The following is a 16,928-nucleotide window of genomic DNA, read 5'->3' on the forward strand; positions in this document are numbered from 1 at the left end:
AAAATGTCGGGCAAAAAAGCGCTGCCCGACCTACGCACTTTGCGGAAACCCAGCATGGGTTTTAAGTAACGCTGGGTTTCGTTCCTCAACCCAGCCTACTCGCTCACAGATTTATTCATTATTGGCGCACTTTTCGAAGTCGCCACTCAGCAGGTATTCACTATGCATCCAGTCATCGAAAAAGTCACCCGCGATGTGGTCAAGCGCAGCCGCGAAAGCCGCGCCATTTATCTTGCCCGCGTCGACTCGGCGGTCGAACAGGGCCCGCGCCGCCTGACGCTCGGCTGCGGCAACCTCGCGCATGGGTTCGCGGCCTGCTCCGCGACCGAAAAAGCCGATCTGGCCGGTCCGCAAAAAGCGGATATCGCGATCATCTCGTCGTACAACGACATGCTGTCCGCGCACGAACCGTACAAAGACGCGCCGACGCTGATCAAGGAAGCGATCCACGAAGCGGGCGGCGTGGCGCAGTTCGCCGGCGGCGTGCCGGCGATGTGCGACGGCATCACCCAGGGCCAGGCAGGCATGGAATTGTCCCTGTTCAGCCGCGACGTGATCGCGATGGCGACCGCGGTCGGGCTCAGCCACAACATGTTCGACGGCGCCCTGTATCTCGGTGTCTGCGACAAGATCGTGCCGGGCCTGTTGATCGGCGCGTTGAGCTTCGGCCACTTGCCGGCCGTATTCGTACCGGCGGGCCCGATGACCAGCGGCATCACCAACAAGGAAAAATCGCGCGCGCGGCAAAAGTTCGCCGAAGGCAAGATCACCCGGCAGGAACTGCTCGAATCCGAATCGAAGTCCTATCACGGGCCCGGCACCTGCACCTTCTACGGCACCGCCAACAGCAACCAGATGATGGTGGAAATCATGGGCCTGCATCTGCCCGGCTCTTCGTTCGTCAATCCTTATACGCCGCTGCGCGACGAGCTGACCAAGGCCGCGGCCCGCCAAGTGTTGAAACTCACCGCATTAGGCAACGATTTCCGCCCGATCGGCCATGTGATCAACGAGAAGGCGATCCTGAACGCGATCATCGGCCTGCTCGCCACCGGCGGCTCGACCAACCATACGATGCACCTGATCGCGATCGCGCGCGCGGCCGGCATCATCATCAACTGGGACGATTTCGATGCGCTCTCCAAGGTCGTGCCATTGTTGACCCGGATCTATCCGAACGGACCGGCGGACGTGAACCACTTCCATGCCGCCGGCGGCATGGGCGTCTTGATCGCGGAGCTTTTAGCCAACGGCCTGCTGCACGAAGACATCCCGACCATCGCGAACGACAAGGGCATGAAGCATTACACCCAGGAACCCAGACTGGCGGACGGAAAACTGACCTGGGAGCCCTGCCCGGCCGCTTCGCTCGACACCGAGGTGCTGCGTTCCGTCGCCGACCCGTTCGATGCCTCGGGCGGCCTGCACGTGATGCACGGCAACCTGGGCCGCGGCGTCTCGAAAGTCTCCGCGGTCAGCAAGGACCACCGCGAAGTGCTGGCTCCCGCTGTGGTCTTCGACGACCAGGACGACATGATGGCCGCATTCAAGCGCGGCGAGCTGGACCGCGACTTCATCGCAGTGATCCGTTTTCAGGGCCCCAAATCGAACGGCATGCCCGAGCTGCACAAACTGACTCCGCCGCTGGGCCTGTTGCAGGACAAAGGCTACAAGGTTGCGCTGATCACCGACGGACGCATGTCCGGCGCGTCCGGCAAGGTGCCGTCGGCGATCCACATGTGTCCCGAATGCGCGGACGGCGGCCCGCTCGCGAAAGTCCGCAACGGCGACATGATCCATCTGAACACCGAAACCGGCGAAGTGAACGTGCTGGTCGACAAGGACGAGTTCAATGCCCGCAAACCGGCGGTAAACAGCGCGAAAGACCATCACCACGGCATGGGCCGCGAACTGTTCGCGGGTTTTCGGCTGAACGCCTCGTCCGCCGAAACCGGCGCCACCAATGTATTCGTTTACGATTGATTTTTTGCCGCAAGTCGGTTAAGTTCCGAATCAACCAAATGCATCGCCGGAAAACGGTTCTTGCCGGCTTTCCGGCGATGCTCCCGGATTTCGACCTTCTTCCATTTCAGCGCGGGATCAAACCATGAGCCAACCGGCCTCCCGTTTTGCCACCTACGAAGACCTGTTCGATCTGCCCGAATACATGATCGGCGAAATCCTGCACGGACAGTTGATTACCCAGCCGCGTCCGGGGCCGAAGCATGCGCGTTCCGCATCGATCTTAAACGGGGAAATCATCGGACCTTTCGACCAAGGACGCGGTGGTCCGGGCGGCTGGTGGATATGGTTCGAGCCCGAATTGCATTTGGGACCGAACATCCTGGTGCCGGACCTGGCCGGCTGGCGGCGCGAGCGGATGCCGGTTTTTCCGGACACCGCTTTTTTCACGCTCGCGCCGGACTGGGCCTGCGAAATCCTCTCGCCCGGCACCGCGCGCACCGACCGCGCGGTCAAAATGCCGATCTACGCGCAGGAAGGGGTGCAATGGCTATGGCTGATCGACCCCGACATTCGGACTTTCGAAGTTTACCGCTTGTTCGAACGGCAGTGGCTGCTGGAACATACCTGGCAAAACGACGACATCGTCCAGGCACCGCCGTTCGATGCGATCAGTCTGAATTTGAACGATTTTTGGGCGCCGCAGTCCTGAACGCACCGCTTGCGGCTCCGCCGAAGAATCGTGTCCGTCCGCGCCTATCGGTCTTCCCTCTCCCCGAATATCACTGCCCGCTCAAAATCCTCAATCCGCCGCGGCCCGCATCGCCGCCTTAATTCCGTACCCAGATTGTCCGAAATTGCGGGATTTTTGTCTTTTATCCCGCAACAAAAAAGTGCATGCTAATGCCGAGTCTCAAAGCCACGGAGGATCGCTTCTATGACCCACGCCAGACCCTCGATCGTTTTCCACCATCGCCGCGTCGCGATGGTAGTGTATCCGAACTGCGAAATCGTGGATGTGACGGGGCCGATGGACGTGTTTTGTTACGCGAATTACGCATTGCGTCTGGCCGGGCAGATTGCCGAGGACGAGCCGGTCTATTCGCTGTCGCTGATCGCGGAACGGGCCGGACCGGTCAAAACCGCGTCCGGCATGAAAATTTTTGCCGATTTCAGCTATGACGAAGTGCCCGGCGATATCGATACGCTGATGGTGACCGGCGCGCCGTTCACGGTCGATGCCTGGACCGACCAGAAACTGACCCGCTGGCTGCCGGCCATGCTGCCGAAGGTCAGACGCATGGTGTCGATCTGTACCGGTGCGTTTTTGCTGGCCGAGAGCGGGCTGCTGAATAACCGCAAGGCCACCACGCACTGGCTGTTCTGCGAGGAGCTGGCGAACCGGTACCGGAACGTGCAGATTCTGCCCGACAAGATCTTCGTCCGCGACGGCAGTATCTACACCTCCGGCGGCGTCACCGCCGGCATCGACCTGGCTTTGAGCCTGGTCGAAGACGACTGGGGTTGGGAAGTCGCGGCGGACGTCGCGCGCGCCATGCTGATTTTCATGCGCCGCCCGGGCGGGCAGTCGCAATTCAGCAGCTATGTCTTCAACGAAGCGAAAACCCGCAAGGATTTTCGCGAATTGCAGGCCTGGATCGTCAGCCATCCCGACGCAGATCTGAGCGTCGAAGCACTCGCCGACCGCATGGCGATGAGCCCCCGGAATTTCTCGCGGGTCTTTTGCCAGGAAATCGGCGTCACGCCGGCAAAATTCGTCGAACGGACCCGCCTCGAAGCAGCGCGCAACCTGATACTCCGCTCCGACCTGCCGATGGAAAGCATCGCCGGCAAATGCGGTTTCAATAACGCCGAACAAATGCGCCGCACCTTCCAACGGTTTTTGAATATTTCTCCGCAGGAGTATCGGGCGAATTTCAAATAGACCGGGTCAGACCTGCCGAGGCCAGCCCGGCACATGCACAAAAACAATAAGAAGGAGGAGCCATCATGCGAATTTTACTGATTTCGTCATCCTACAACGGCTTGTGCCAGCGCGCGCATGTAGAGCTGGAGGCGCTGGGCCACGATCTCTCGATCACGCTGGCGCTGAGCCCCGACGACATCCGCAAAGGGGTGACCTTTTTCCAGCCCGACCTGATCATCTGCCCGTTCCTGAAGGAAAAAATCCCGGAAGACGTCTGGAGCAAACACCTGTGCCTGATCATCCATCCGGGCATCCAGGGCGACCGCGGCCCTTCGTCGCTGGATTGGGCGATCATGAACGGGGAAGCGGAATGGGGCGTCACCGTGCTGCAGGCGGTCGAGGAAATGGACGCCGGCGATATCTGGGCCACCGAAACGTTCCAGATGCGCCAAGCCAGCAAGGCGGGGATTTACCGGCGCGAAGTCACCCGGGCCGCCGTCAAGGCCATGCTGCTGGCCGTCCGGCGCATCGAATCCGGCAGCTACCGGCCCGAACCGCTCGATTATTCGAAGCCGGACATACGCGGCCAATTGCGCCCCCCGGTGAAACAGCAGGAACGCCGAATCGACTGGGAACACGATACGGTTGCGACGATCATCAAAAAAATCAACGCCGCCGACAGCGCCCCCGGCGTACTCGACGTGATCGACGGCAAGGAATACTACCTGTTCGGCGCGCACGAGGAAAGCCTGCTGCAGGGCTGGCAGCCGGGCGCGATCATCGCCCAGCGCCATGGCGCGATCTGCCGGGCCGCGATCGACGGCGCAGTCTGGATTACGCACCTGAAACGCAAGCACATCGTCAAAGTGCCTTTCTACAAGCGCTTTTTGCCGCACGACAGGCATTTCGATTTCAAGCTGTCCGCGGCGAAAGTGTTGGGCAGTGCGCTGAACGATACGCCCGAATCGCCGATCGATCCCCTATTCGTCGGCACCGAGCCGACCTTCAAGGAAATCTGGTACGAGGAAAAGCATCAGGTCGGCTATCTCCATTTCGACTTCCATAACGGCGCGATGAGTACCCTGCAATGCCGGCGCCTGCTCGAATCTTACCGGCTGGCGGTCGCGCGGCCGACCCGGGTCCTGGTTTTGGCCGGCGGCAGCGATTTCTGGTCGAACGGCATCCATCTGAACGTGATCGAGGCGGCCGAGAACCCTGCCAACGAATCCTGGCGCAACATCAACGCGATCAACGATTTCGTCCACGAAGTCCTGACCACGGACGGCAAGCTGACCGTGTCCGCGGTCTGGGGCGGCTGCGGCGCAGGCGGGGCGATGGCGATCCTGGCCGCCGACAAGGTCTGGGCGCGCGAAGGCGTGATCTTCAATCCGCATTACAAGACGATGGGCCTGTACGGCTCCGAATACTGGACCTATTCGCTGCCGAAGCGGGTAGGCCCGGTCAAGGCGCTGGAACTGACCGAAACGCCGCTGCCGATCGGCACCAAAAAGGCCAAGGCGATCGGCTTTATCGACGAGATTCTGTCCGACCATTACGACGAATATTGGGAGCAGGTGCGGCAAAAAGCGGAAGCCCTGGCGAAGGAGCCGCTCTTTTCGCGCCTGCTCGAAGAAAAACGCGAGCTTCGCCAGAAAGACGAGCGCGTCAAGCCGCTCAGCGCCTACCGCGCCGCCGAACTGCAAAAAATGAAAATCAACTTTTCCGGCAAGTTTTACGGCGGCGAAGTCAATTATCACGAAGCGCGGTACAACTTCGTGCACAAGGTGAGGCCGAAGGAGACGGCCGCCTATCTGGCCAAGCACATGCGGCTCGATGCGGCCAAACTCAGCGAATTGAGACAACCCCTGGCTTATTGAGGAGGGCGCCATGTTTTTCAAACACTGGCCGGTACTGTTGGTGGACGACGAGCCCGACGTGCTGGCGATTTCGCGCCTCGCGATGAAAAATTTCGAGGTCTACGGCCTGCCGCTGAAAATCTATACCGCGCGCAGCAAACAGGAAGCGCTTTGGCTGATCAACGACGACGTCGAAGTCGGCTGCTCGCTAGCCGTCGCCCTGCTCGACGTGGTGATGGAAACCGAACGCGCCGGGCTCGAGCTGTGCGATTACATCCGCAACAGCCTCGGCAATAAGCTGACGCAAATCTATATCCGCACCGGCCAGCCGGGCATCGCGCCGGAACGCGAGGTGATCGACCGTTACGAAATCAACGGTTATTTCACCAAGGTCGAAGCCACCGAAGACAAACTTTACTCGCTGATCAAAAGCAGCATTCGCCAGTATCTCGCTTACGGCATGGCGCTGGCCACCATCGAGCTGGCGAATAATTTGACCGAAGCGGCCGGCTCGCGCCGGAAACTGCTCTACGCGCTCTCGCCGATCGGCGGCCTGAGTCCGGAACAGGCCGAAACGCCGCGCTGGCTGATCATCGACGGCGAAGTGCTGTTCGCCGACGAGATCGACGCGGACCGCGGCCTGCAACTGCTGGCGCGGCTCGGCGGCGCCGAAGGCATGCCGCTGAATCCGGCCGGCGACCGCTATGTCCGGGACGACCAGGGCTACTGGCTGATCGAAGTCCGCGGCGGCGCCCGGCAGGCGCAGGTCGCGTTTTTGTTCAGAAGCCGGTTTGCGCCGCCCGAACTGATCGTAAGCCTGATGCACGGTTTCGTGAAACAGCTCGCGGTGCTCTGGCGGCAAAGCCGGGCCGACGTCCTGGCGTACTGACCGTCCGGGCCGGCCGTGATGCCGCATTATTTCTACGACGGCAGGGATCTGCACGGGGCGCTGGAGAGCCATTACGACTACGGTCTGGTCGTCTTGTCGATCGCGATCGCCGGCTTGGCCTCCTATGCGGCGTTGAGCGTCGCCGGCCGCATCCGCGCCGCCGATTCCCGCCACAAACACCGCATCTGGCTGCTGGCCGGCTCGCTGACCATGGGCGGCGGCGTCTGGGCGATGCACTTCATCGCGATGCTGGCGCTGAAGCTGCCGATGGCGATCAGCTACGACGTAAAGATCACGATCCTGTCCACCGCGCCGGTGGTGCTTTCCAGCGGAGTGATGCTGGAAGTGATCAGCCGTCCGAAAATCAGCAAATTGATCCTGCTGGCCAGCCTGTTGATGGGGCTGGGCATCGGCGCGATGCATTACATCGGCATGGCCGCGATGCAGGGGATTTCCCGCCGATTGGTCATGCTGTTCGAACCCCGGCTGGCCGCGCTTTCGGTGCTGACGGCCGTGGTGCTGTCCGGCGTGGCGCTGTCGATCGATTTTATCGTGGAGCGTAATCCCAAAGGACGGCATACCCTGGGGGCCAAGATCGGCGCCGCGCTGGTACTGGGCTTCGCCGTTTCCGGGATGCATTATTCGGGCATGGCGGCGACTTACTTTTTCGCCGGCGACGGCGCGCCGGCCGGAACGGCGAGCGCCTTGAACACGCCCGCCCTGGTATTCTGGGTGTCGTTCACCTCGGTGCTGATCGCGTCGCTGGCGATCTTCATCACGATCGTCGACCGCCGGATCCAGCAGGCGACGTTCGAGGAAGCGGTCAGCCGCTTCCGGATGCGGGAGGCGATCGAAAGCATACCGGACGGATTTTGCCTGTTCGACACGGAAGACCGCCTGGTCGAATGCAACCAGCGCTACCGCGAAATCATGAATTTCGGAGTACCGATTGCGCCGGGCATGACATTCGAGGCGATCATGCGCGGCGCGGTCCGGGCCGGCCTGATTGTAGTCGCCGAAGGGGAGGAGGCGTCATGGCTGGCCGAACGGATGGCGCGGCACCGCACGCCGCGCGAGAACTTCGTCGAGCATTTCAGGGGCGACCGCTGGATGCGGGTCAGCGAGCGGCGGGTCTGGAATACCGGCACGGTCGCCATACGCACGGACATCACCGAACTGAAGCAGACCGAGATCGAATTGTCCAGAGCGATCGAGGAAGCGCAAAAGGCGCGCGCGGTCGCCGAAGAAGCCAACAACGCCAAAAGCGCCTTTCTGGCCAACATGTCGCACGAGCTCAGGACGCCGATGAACGCGATCATCGGCTACAGCGAGATGCTGCTCGAAGAAGCCGGGCATGAGCTGTTTGCCGGCGACCTGTTGAAAATCCATGCTTCGGCAGTGCATTTGCTGGCCATCATCAACGAAATCCTCGACCTGTCCAAGATCGAAGCCGGCAAGATGGAGCTCTGCCTCGAAGAAATCCATCTGCCTTCGGTGCTCGACGAAGTCGCGAGCACCGTGCGCCCGATCATCGACAAAAACACTAACACGCTGAGCATCCGCTGCCCCGATAACATGGCGCCCCTGCAGACCGATTTGATCAAATTGCGGCAGATCCTGCTGAATCTGCTCAGCAATGCGGGGAAATTCACCCATGCGGGCAAAATCGACTTCAGCGTGGCGGTGGACAGCGCCGAACCGGAGAAAGACTGGATCGTTTTTGCGGTGCGGGACACCGGCATCGGCATGAGCCGGGACCAGGTCGACAAGGTTTTCGCCCCTTTCACCCAGGCCGACAATTCGACCACGCGCCAGTACGGCGGCACCGGCCTGGGCCTCACGATCACGAAAAAATTCTGCGAAATGATGGGCGGCACGATCAGCGTCGACAGCAAACCGGGAGCGGGCTCGCTGTTTGTCGTCAAACTGCCGCTGGCCATCGGCCGCTGAGGGGAAAAATGGCCAAAATCCTGCTCGTCGAGGACAACGAACTGAACCGCGACATGCTCTCAAGGCGGCTCGGCAAGCACGGTTTCGAAATCCTGATTGCGGTCAACGGCGAGGACAGTGTGGCAATCGCCAAAGCCTGCGAGCCCGACCTGATCCTGATGGACATGAGTCTGCCGGTGATGGACGGCTGGAAAGCAACCTCGCTGATCAAGGCCGATCCCCTGACCCGGCATATCCCGGTCATCGCGCTGACCGCGCACGCGATGGACGACGACCGGCAAAAGGCCCTGGCGGCCGGCTGCGACGACTACGATACCAAACCGATCGACCTCGTGCGGCTGCTCGCCAAAATCGGCCGGTTTGCAGGCTAACGGAAGAAGACGACGATGATCGACCCCAAGCTCCGCCATGAGCTGCTCAATGCCCTGAACCGGATCATCGGCTATGCCGAGATGCTGATCGAAGAAGCGGCCGCCGAAAGCCGGCAGAAGCAATGCGACGATCTCGCCGTCATCCGCTGCGCGGCGCAAGGCGTGGCCCAACATCTAAAAGGCGCCTTTTCCGGCCGGCTTGCCGCCGATGCCGGTTGCGAGGAAGACTTTTTGCCCATATGCGCAACCAGCAGGAATCACGTGCCTGCCGACGCCGGCAAGACCGAAGGCAGCCGGATTCTGGTGGTCGACGACGACCCCGATAACCGCGCCCATCTGTCACGGCTCCTGCATTCCCGGGGTTACCGGATCGCAACCGCCGACAACGGCGCCAACGCGCTGGCGCGCCTGGCCGATGAAAGCTTCGACCTGATCCTGCTCGACGTGATCATGCCTGAAATGGACGGCATCACCGTCCTGGCCAGACTCAAGGCGGATAAAACGCTGGCCACCCTTCCGGTCATCCTGATTTCGGCCTGTACCGAAATGAACCAGGTAATCCGGGGCATCGAACTGGGCGCGGAGGACTATCTGCCCAAACCGTTCAATTCGACCTTGCTGCATGCCCGCATCGGCGCAAGCCTCGAAAAGAAACGGCTGCGCGATCAGGAAATGCATCTTCTGAGCCAAGCCATGCTGGCGGAGGCCGCCCTGGACCGCCACCGGGCCCTGACCCAGGCGGTGGCCGGCATCGCGCACGAAATCAATACGCCGCTCGGAATCGTACGGACCGCGCTCAGCGTGATCCAGAACCGCCTGTCGCAGCCGGCCATTGCCGCCTCGATCGGCACGGAACACGCCGAATCGCTGGAAGACATCCTGGAGGCGGCCGCCCTGATGGGCAAACATGTCGACCACACGCACCGGCTGATCGAAAACTTCAAAAAAATCGCGGTCGATCAGATGGTCGAACAGCAGGAAACGGTCAATCTGCCGGAAACGGTACAGGATGCGGTCGACCTTTTCAAACTCAGTGCGCGGGAAGCCAAGCTCGAAATTTCGCTCGATGTTTCCGGAATCCGTCAGGCGCCGGAATGGCGCGGTTATCCGGGCTATCTCAGACAAATCCTGCTGAATTTTCTACAGAATATCGAACGCTACGCTTATCCGGACGGAGGCGGAGGCAGGGTGGAGATTACCGTGAAGGACGGCATGGACGAAGAACGGCGTACACCGGTCTTCACGCTGAGCGTGCGCGATTTCGGTACCGGCATCGACAGCGGACATCTTACCAAAATATTCGATCCTTTCTTTACGACAGGACGCGGGCGGGGCGGTACCGGTCTGGGGCTTGCGATCGTGAAGAATATGGTCACGATGGCGTTGCGGGGCAAGATATCCGTCGATTCCGAACCTCATAAAGGAACCTGCTTCACTGTCACGTTTCCAAAGCAGTAAGGCGCGGGAGGTTCATGCCGATGAACGGCGAAATCACATAAACCCGCCTCGGGAACCGTTAAAATAGCGTCATGAAATGAATTAAAGACACTTGAAAAACGGCCATCCATGTCCCACTCCCCGAAAAATCCTCCCAAAGCCTTCTGTTTTCAAGGGGAACGATTGCCGAAACTCCTGGAAACCCTCAAAACCTCTCCGCAAGGACTGACCTCCGAAAAGGCCCGGTCAAGGCTAAGCCGTTACGGCGAAAATCAAATCGTCTTCCACCGCACCCGCTCGCCCTGGCTGTTATTCTTCAATGAATTCAAAGCGCTGTTCCCGCTCTTGCTGCTGACTGCGGCGCTGCTGGCGTTCTGGGCCGACGGCTTAAATCCCGGGGAAGGCTATAACCTGATCGGCTGGGCCCTGAGCGGCGTCGTACTGCTCAATGCGGTCATGTCGTTCCTGCAAAATTACAAGGTCGAGAAACTGATGCTGTCATTTCTCGATTACATTCCCAAATCGGTCAACGTTCTGCGCGACGGCAAATCCGTGCTGCGGGATGCAAAAGAACTGGTGCCCGGCGATATCCTGCTGGTTCAGGAAGGCGACAAAATTTCCGCTGACGGCGCGATCCTGGAATCGGCCCAACTGCGGGTCGATGAGTCGCTTCTCAGCGGCGAATCGCTCAGCGTCGAAAAACAGGCCGGTGAAGACAGGATCGAAGCCGAACATTGCGCCTGGTCCGGAGCCACGGTCATCAAAGGCCATGCCCGCATTCTGGTTGTGAATACCGGTCGCAACACCCGAATCGGCGGCATTTCCGAATTGTCTCAACGCGTACAGGCCGATCTGACGCCCATGCAAAAGGAATTACGCAATTTTGTGCGTAAGATCACCTATTTGGCAATCACCTTCGGCGGCGTATTTTTCGGTATCGGTTTCCTGATCGGAGACAGCTTCTGGACCAACCTGGTTTTCGCGATCGGCATTATCGTGGCGAACGTCCCGGAGGGACTGCTGCCGACCGTCACGCTGGCCTTGACGCAAGCCTCGCTGCGAATGGCGAAACGCAACGCGGTCGTCAAAGACATCCTGTCGGTCGAAACGCTGGGCAGCACGTCGGTCATCTGCACCGACAAGACCGGCACGCTGACGCAGAACCGCCTGCACGTCGAAAAACTGTATATGGATTTCGAAGATTACGATGCCGATACGGTAAACGGCCGGCTGCGCTACCGCACGGCGTGGACGATGCAGGAAATCATGGCGCTATGCAACGAGACCGTCATAACGCTCGACGAAGAGGGCAAGCCGACGTTCACCGGCGATCCGACCGAAATTGCGCTGGCGAGTTTCGTCGACCGCCAACACGGCTACGGCGCGATTCGCGGCCGCTACCGTCTCCGGCACAGCCGGCCTTTCGATGCGGCCCTGAAATTCATGACGGCCACGTATTCGACCTCGCGGAAAGCGTTGCTGCTCACCGCCAAAGGCGCTCCGGAAGTCATTCTCGAACGCTGTACGCAGATCTACAGCGAGGGACTCGTCCACCCGCTGCGCGCCGAGGCCAAACGCGGATTAACGGCGAAAGCGGACGAATATGCCGGACTCGGGCTGCGCGTATTGGCGTTCGCTTACGCGGTTGTCGAACACCCCGAAGACGTCCCCGAAAATCTGGTGTTCGTCGGGTTGGCCGGGCTGGTCGATCCGCCCCGCCCGGAAGTGCCGAATGCGGTTGCCGCCTGCCGCACCGCCGGCATCCGGATCATCGTGATCAGCGGCGATTCGGGCGAAACGGTAGCCTATATCGCCAAACGTCTGGGCATCGTCGACAACCCGAGCATCATTACGGGGAACCGGCTCGCCGGAATGTCCCCGGATGATTTGCTGGAGGCGCTGCGGAACGAACAAGTGGTGTTTGCGCGCACCGCGCCGGAACAAAAACTCGCCATTGTCGACGCGCTGAAAGCCATGGGAGAAGTCGTGGCGATGACCGGGGACGGCGTAAACGATTCTCCGGCGCTGAAACGTGCCGATATCGGGGTCGCCATGGGCAAAAAGGGCACCGATGTCGCCAAGGAAGCCTCGGATATCATTCTGCTCGACGATAACTTCGCAACCATCGTCAAGGCCGTCGAGGAAGGGCGTACCGTGTATGAAAACATCAAGAAATTCATCACCTATATCCTGGCGAGCAACATTCCGGAAGTCGTGCCGTACATCGCTTACGTGTTGTTTCCGATTCCGCTCCCGATTACGGTGATCCAGATCCTCAGCATCGACCTGATCACCGACATGCTGCCGGCGATCGGCCTCGGCAACGAGCCCCCGGAAAGCGACATCATGCATCAGCCGCCCAGACGCGGCAACGAACCGCTGGTCAGCCTGAGGACCTTCATCCGCAGCTATGCCATCATCGGATCCGCCCAGGCCCTGCTGGCGTTCGTGGTATTTTTCACTCTCCTGTTCGACGGCGGATGGAGTTTCGGCAAGGTGATCGCGGAAAACGACCCGCTGTATTTGCAGGCCTCCGGCGCATTTCTGACCACGATCATCTTCTGCCAGATCGGCAACGTCATGGCTTGCCGCACCAGCCGCCAAAGTGCTCTCGGCTCCCTGACGCGCCTCAATCCCTGGATCATCTGCGGCATCCTCTTCGAATTGGCGTTTATCCTGGCGATTGTCTATTTGCCCGAGGCGCAGCTCTTTTTCAATACCGCACCGATCGCCCTTGCCTATTGGCTATGGATCGCGCCGGCCCCCTTCATCATTTTGGCGCTTGACGAAGCGCGTAAATGGCTGGGCCGGCATGGATGGCACGGACTGGAAGTTTGACGGCTTCGGCCGGAACACTTCCACCGTCGAGAATCGTTCGGCATGACCTGCCGACGCAGACGCGGAATTCTAATGTTGGCCCAACCACGTTATCATCATGCGAATCATTCATTAACAGGTACTGATGCTATGCCAAACCCGCCTATAACTCCGGCATATTCCGAATATGAAGATGCGTCGATGATCATGAACTGTGTCGCCTATAAATACGGTGCGCGGATCGGCACGATCAGCCTCGAAGAGATCAGCAATGTCCTGGCCGAAGAAGGAACTTTCGTCTGGGCGGGACTTCGCGAACCGGACAAAGCCTTGCTGCTGAAGATCCAGGAAGAATTCGGGCTGCACGAACTGGCCATCGAGGATGCCTGTACCGCGCACCAGCGCCCGAAGCTGGAAGAATACGGCGATTCCCTGTTCCTGGTCGTACAGACCGCTCAACTCAACGAGGAGGGTCGGTTGGCGTTGGGAGAAACCCATTTCTTTATCGGGACGCGTTTCCTGGTTTCGGTGCGCCACTCTTCTACCCTGAGTTATGCGAAAGTACGAGAACGCTGCGAAAATCTGCCCGAAAAACTGGCCAAAGGACCGGGTTTTGCGCTGTATGCGCTGATGGACTTCATCGTCGACCATTACCTGCCGGTGATGGAAGGCCTGGAAGAAAGACTGGAGCAACTGGAAGTGGGCATTTTCAACAAGGCTTACCGCGACGAAACCTGTTCACAGCTTTTCGATCTCAAACGCGACCTGCTGCTGCTCCGTTCCGCGACCTTGCCCTGGCTGGATATCTGCAGCGAATTGATGCGTTTTCACACCCATATTATCCCGAAAGATACGCGCTTTTATTTTCGCGATATTCGCGACCACGCACTGCGTATTCAGCACGCCGCCGACGGCATGCGCGAAATGCTGAACGATGCGATGCAGGTCTATCTGACGATGGCGACGGTGCGCCAGAACGAAGTGGTCAAACGGCTGGCCGGCTGGGGTGCGATTCTGGCGGTGCCGACGATGGTGTTCAGCCTGTACGGGATGAATTTCAGGCACATGCCCGAACTCGGCTGGGAGTTTGCCTATCCCGCCACGCTCGGCGTCGTGGTGATCGGCTGCATCTGGCTGTACCGCCGCCTCAAAAGCATCGGCTGGCTGTAAAATTGCCGCCGCCTGCAAAAATCGATCCGTCCTCGAATTAAGGACGGCGAACGATATTAGGGCTGGATATTGAAATACGGCGGCATTTTGTGGATGTAAGCCATATACATCGAATCGGCCATCGTCCACAACACGTCCAATTTGAATTGCAGAATCTTGATCATCCGCTCCTGCTGTTCGCGGGTTTTGTACCAGTCCAGCGTAATTTCGAGGCCGTGTTCGACATCGCGGCGGGCTTCGGTCAGGCGCTTGCGGAAGTAGATGTAGCCTTCCTTTTCGACCCAGGGATAATGCTCCGGCCAGTTGTCGAGGCGCTGCTGATGAATCTTCGGCGCGAACAGTTCGGTCAGCGAGGAACTGGCCGCTTCGTGCCATTCCGCATGGCGCGCAAAATTGACATAGGCATCGACCGCAAAACGCACGCCGGGCAGCACATACTTTTCCGAAACGATGTCCTCGCGCGTCAGGCCGACCGCAAGGCCGAGCTGGATCCAGGCTTCGATGCCTCCCGGGTCGCCCGGGTGGCCGTCGTGGTCGAGAATGCGCTGAATCCATTTGGCGCGCGTTTCGCGGTCCGGACAGTTAGCCAGAATGTTCGCGTCCTTCAGCGGAATAGAGACCTGGTAATAATAGCGGTTCGCGACCCAGCCCTGGATCTGCTCGCGGGTCAGCTTGCCTTCGTTCATCAGGACATGGTACGGGTGATGGATGTGGTAGTACTTTTCCATGCCGCGCAATTCGGCTTCGAATGCCTGCCGGCTCCAGGGCTGCTTGTCGTTCTGGCTCATGTCGTCTCCGTTATAGATCGATTTCCAACCCGTCATACGCGACCTCGATGCCGTTCGCATCGAGAATTTTGCGCTGTTCCGAATCCTCGTCCAGAATCGGATTGGTATTGTTGATATGGATCAAAATCTTGCGGGCCTCGCCGATGCCGTTCAGCACTTCGATCATGCCGCCTTCGCCGGACTGCGGCAAGTGGCCGATCTCCCGCGCCCTTTTGTGGCTGATCCGCTGCGCGCACATCTCGTCGTCGGTCCAGAAGGTGCCGTCGACCATCACGCAGGCGGCCGCCTGCATCGCTTCCAGTACATGCGGTTCGATTTCGCCGAGGCCCGGCGAATAAAACAGTTTTTTGCCGGTCGAAATTTGCTCGACGATCAGGCCGATGTTGTCGCCCTCGTGCGGGTCGTAACGGTGCGGCGAATAAGGCGGCGCCTTGCTTTTCAAAGCCTGCGTGTAAAAGCGCAGATCGTCGATGCCTGGAATCGTGAAGCTGCCGCCGTCGGTCGGCACCGGATGGTGATTGACCGTGCAATAATGCGAAAGCATGTTGAACACCGGAAAACCGGTGGTCAGGTCCTGACGGACCATCTCGGTGCAATAGATGTCCAGCGGCTTGCCTTCGCGCAGCATCAGAAGGCCCGTGGTATGGTCGATCTGGCTGTCGATCAGCAGAATCGCCTTGATGCCCGTATCGCGGACGCCTTGTTGCGGCTGAATCGCCGGAAACGCTTCGAGTTGCGCGCGAATATCCGGCGAGGCATTGATCAGCAGCCAGTTACGGTTGTCGGTACCGACTGCAATCGAGGACTGGGTGCGGGCCTTGCCGTTCATTTCGCCGCGCCGGATCCTCCGGCAATTGTTGCAGTTGCAATTCCATTGCGGAAAACCGCCGCCGGCTCCGGCGCCGAGAACTCTGATTTTCATGAGGTAAGATGATCCTGCTCTTGCGTGAAAATGCTCATACTATAAGGGAATCCCGATCGTCAGGCAAAAAAAAGGGGACCTTGCGATCCCCTTTTTTGACCAGTTCTAACAGCCGATTAACGGTTGTAGATATACATGGTGACTTCAAAACCGAAACGCAGATCGGTATAGCTTGGTGTTTCCCATTTCATAGCAGTAACCTCCAGAAGTTATTTGTGTTTATGCCAGCTTGATCAAGTAAGCCAAGCCGAAGTATACGACGAATCTCCAGATCAACGCAACCTTATTGCCCGGTCCCGGACGCCGATCGTTTCAAGTCTTTCGCTCGATTTTCCCGGCCATTTTGTCAAGCTCTTGAGAAGACGCGCGAAAAGGCGACTAAGTTCCTTCGGTTTTTTGCCCGCCGCCGAGTTGCGCCTTGGAAAATGAAGGCGCCAAAACCGCACAGAAAGAGTGGACTTACGGGTGTTTTTTTAATACGGAAAAGGGTATGATCTTTTTTCACCTGATTTTCGAATATAACTAAAAAAATTCATGAGGAGGCGATATGGGTGAAGTTACCGAACTTTTTCTGGTCATGCTGGTACTCGCGGCGGGCGCGTTTGCGCCGCTCGGCTATTTTATCTATAAATTTTCGCAAACCCAGGCGAAACCTTTCGGCGAAACCGAACCGCATGGCGATAGCCCGTCGGTGATCAACGATTTTGCCGAAAAGATCATCGGCCTGATCAAAGGCCTTGTCAGCGGCAAATAACAGCCGCCATCGCCCACCGGCATTTTCAACAAGACGCAACAACCTGCTTGCGAACCAGACCCGCCGGGTTTCGCTACCCGGCGGC

The 16,928-nt window shown here is 59.2% G+C and carries 14 protein-coding genes; 11 read left to right on the forward strand and 3 right to left on the reverse strand.

Annotated elements, in window-relative coordinates; translation table 11 throughout:
* Positions 1 to 162: 162 nt before the first annotated feature.
* From edd to corA, 10 genes are all read left to right on the forward strand, one after another.
* Positions 163 to 1,983, forward strand: coding sequence for a phosphogluconate dehydratase (gene edd / locus CC94_RS0104750; RefSeq protein ID WP_031430005.1), 1,821 nt, complete (start codon positions 163 to 165; stop codon positions 1,981 to 1,983).
* 124 nt (positions 1,984 to 2,107) lie between these two features.
* Positions 2,108 to 2,674, forward strand: a complete 567-nt coding sequence (locus tag CC94_RS0104760) for a Uma2 family endonuclease (RefSeq protein ID WP_005374421.1) — start codon at positions 2,108 to 2,110, stop codon at positions 2,672 to 2,674.
* 225 nt (positions 2,675 to 2,899) lie between these two features.
* Complete coding sequence (locus tag CC94_RS0104765) at positions 2,900 to 3,907, forward strand: GlxA family transcriptional regulator (protein WP_051911376.1); 1,008 nt, start codon at positions 2,900 to 2,902, stop codon at positions 3,905 to 3,907.
* 65 nt (positions 3,908 to 3,972) lie between these two features.
* The gene (locus CC94_RS0104770; RefSeq protein WP_031430007.1) at positions 3,973 to 5,766 is read left to right on the forward strand and encodes a hydrogenase maturation protein; all 1,794 of its coding nucleotides are present in this window, start codon (positions 3,973 to 3,975) and stop codon (positions 5,764 to 5,766) included.
* Between the two features lie 10 nt (positions 5,767 to 5,776).
* Positions 5,777 to 6,634, forward strand: a complete 858-nt coding sequence (locus tag CC94_RS0104775) for a response regulator (protein ID WP_005374426.1) — start codon at positions 5,777 to 5,779, stop codon at positions 6,632 to 6,634.
* Positions 6,635 to 6,652: 18 nt separating this feature from the next.
* Complete coding sequence (locus CC94_RS0104780; RefSeq protein WP_005374428.1) at positions 6,653 to 8,584, forward strand: sensor histidine kinase; 1,932 nt, start codon at positions 6,653 to 6,655, stop codon at positions 8,582 to 8,584.
* 8 nt (positions 8,585 to 8,592) lie between these two features.
* A complete protein-coding gene (locus CC94_RS0104785) occupies positions 8,593 to 8,955 on the forward strand; it encodes a response regulator (RefSeq protein WP_005374430.1) in 363 nt (120 codons plus the stop codon).
* A gap of 15 nt (positions 8,956 to 8,970) precedes the next feature.
* On the forward strand, positions 8,971 to 10,413 hold the full coding sequence (locus tag CC94_RS0104790) for a hybrid sensor histidine kinase/response regulator (protein ID WP_005374432.1): 1,443 nt from the start codon (positions 8,971 to 8,973) through the stop codon (positions 10,411 to 10,413).
* 162 nt (positions 10,414 to 10,575) lie between these two features.
* On the forward strand, positions 10,576 to 13,230 hold the full coding sequence (locus tag CC94_RS0104795; protein ID WP_031430008.1) for a cation-translocating P-type ATPase: 2,655 nt from the start codon (positions 10,576 to 10,578) through the stop codon (positions 13,228 to 13,230).
* Positions 13,231 to 13,410: 180 nt separating this feature from the next.
* On the forward strand, positions 13,411 to 14,379 hold the full coding sequence (corA, locus tag CC94_RS0104800) for a magnesium/cobalt transporter CorA (protein WP_031430010.1): 969 nt from the start codon (positions 13,411 to 13,413) through the stop codon (positions 14,377 to 14,379).
* A gap of 56 nt (positions 14,380 to 14,435) precedes the next feature.
* Here the strand turns inward: corA and pqqC are convergent, their stop codons facing one another.
* The 3 genes from pqqC to pqqA all read right to left on the reverse strand — a co-directional run bounded on the left by pqqC (position 14,436) and on the right by pqqA (position 16,280).
* Positions 14,436 to 15,167 carry a pyrroloquinoline-quinone synthase PqqC gene (gene pqqC, locus CC94_RS0104805; protein WP_031430012.1) on the reverse strand — a complete coding sequence of 244 codons (732 nt, stop codon included), beginning with the start codon at positions 15,165 to 15,167 and terminating at the stop codon, positions 14,436 to 14,438.
* A 10-nt stretch (positions 15,168 to 15,177) separates the two neighbouring features.
* Complete coding sequence (pqqB, locus tag CC94_RS0104810; protein WP_005374449.1) at positions 15,178 to 16,089, reverse strand: pyrroloquinoline quinone biosynthesis protein PqqB; 912 nt, start codon at positions 16,087 to 16,089, stop codon at positions 15,178 to 15,180.
* 116 nt (positions 16,090 to 16,205) lie between these two features.
* The gene (gene pqqA / locus CC94_RS22825) at positions 16,206 to 16,280 is read right to left on the reverse strand and encodes a pyrroloquinoline quinone precursor peptide PqqA (RefSeq protein WP_006892363.1); all 75 of its coding nucleotides are present in this window, start codon (positions 16,278 to 16,280) and stop codon (positions 16,206 to 16,208) included.
* 356 nt (positions 16,281 to 16,636) lie between these two features.
* Here pqqA and CC94_RS0104820 point away from each other — a divergent pair, with 356 nt between their 5' ends.
* Positions 16,637 to 16,843: a hypothetical protein gene (locus CC94_RS0104820; RefSeq protein WP_005374450.1), complete on the forward strand. Its 207-nt coding sequence runs from the start codon at positions 16,637 to 16,639 to the stop codon at positions 16,841 to 16,843.
* Positions 16,844 to 16,928: the final 85 nt, after the last annotated feature.

It is taken from the genome of Methylomicrobium agile, assembly GCF_000733855.1.
In the GTDB taxonomy this organism is placed as follows: domain Bacteria; phylum Pseudomonadota; class Gammaproteobacteria; order Methylococcales; family Methylomonadaceae; genus Methylomicrobium; species Methylomicrobium agile.

Coding starts and splice junctions, on each gene's coding strand:
- edd (WP_031430005.1), top strand. CDS start 163: ATGCATCCAGTCATCGAAAAAGTCACCCGCGATGTGGTCAAGCGCAGC.
- CC94_RS0104760 (WP_005374421.1), top strand. CDS start 2,108: ATGAGCCAACCGGCCTCCCGTTTTGCCACCTACGAAGACCTGTTCGAT.
- CC94_RS0104765 (WP_051911376.1), top strand. CDS start 2,900: ATGACCCACGCCAGACCCTCGATCGTTTTCCACCATCGCCGCGTCGCG.
- CC94_RS0104770 (WP_031430007.1), top strand. CDS start 3,973: ATGCGAATTTTACTGATTTCGTCATCCTACAACGGCTTGTGCCAGCGC.
- CC94_RS0104775 (WP_005374426.1), top strand. CDS start 5,777: ATGTTTTTCAAACACTGGCCGGTACTGTTGGTGGACGACGAGCCCGAC.
- CC94_RS0104780 (WP_005374428.1), top strand. CDS start 6,653: ATGCCGCATTATTTCTACGACGGCAGGGATCTGCACGGGGCGCTGGAG.
- CC94_RS0104785 (WP_005374430.1), top strand. CDS start 8,593: ATGGCCAAAATCCTGCTCGTCGAGGACAACGAACTGAACCGCGACATG.
- CC94_RS0104790 (WP_005374432.1), top strand. CDS start 8,971: ATGATCGACCCCAAGCTCCGCCATGAGCTGCTCAATGCCCTGAACCGG.
- corA (WP_031430010.1), top strand. CDS start 13,411: ATGATCATGAACTGTGTCGCCTATAAATACGGTGCGCGGATCGGCACG.
- pqqC (WP_031430012.1), bottom strand. CDS start 15,167: ATGAGCCAGAACGACAAGCAGCCCTGGAGCCGGCAGGCATTCGAAGCC.
- pqqB (WP_005374449.1), bottom strand. CDS start 16,089: ATGAAAATCAGAGTTCTCGGCGCCGGAGCCGGCGGCGGTTTTCCGCAA.
- CC94_RS0104820 (WP_005374450.1), top strand. CDS start 16,637: ATGGGTGAAGTTACCGAACTTTTTCTGGTCATGCTGGTACTCGCGGCG.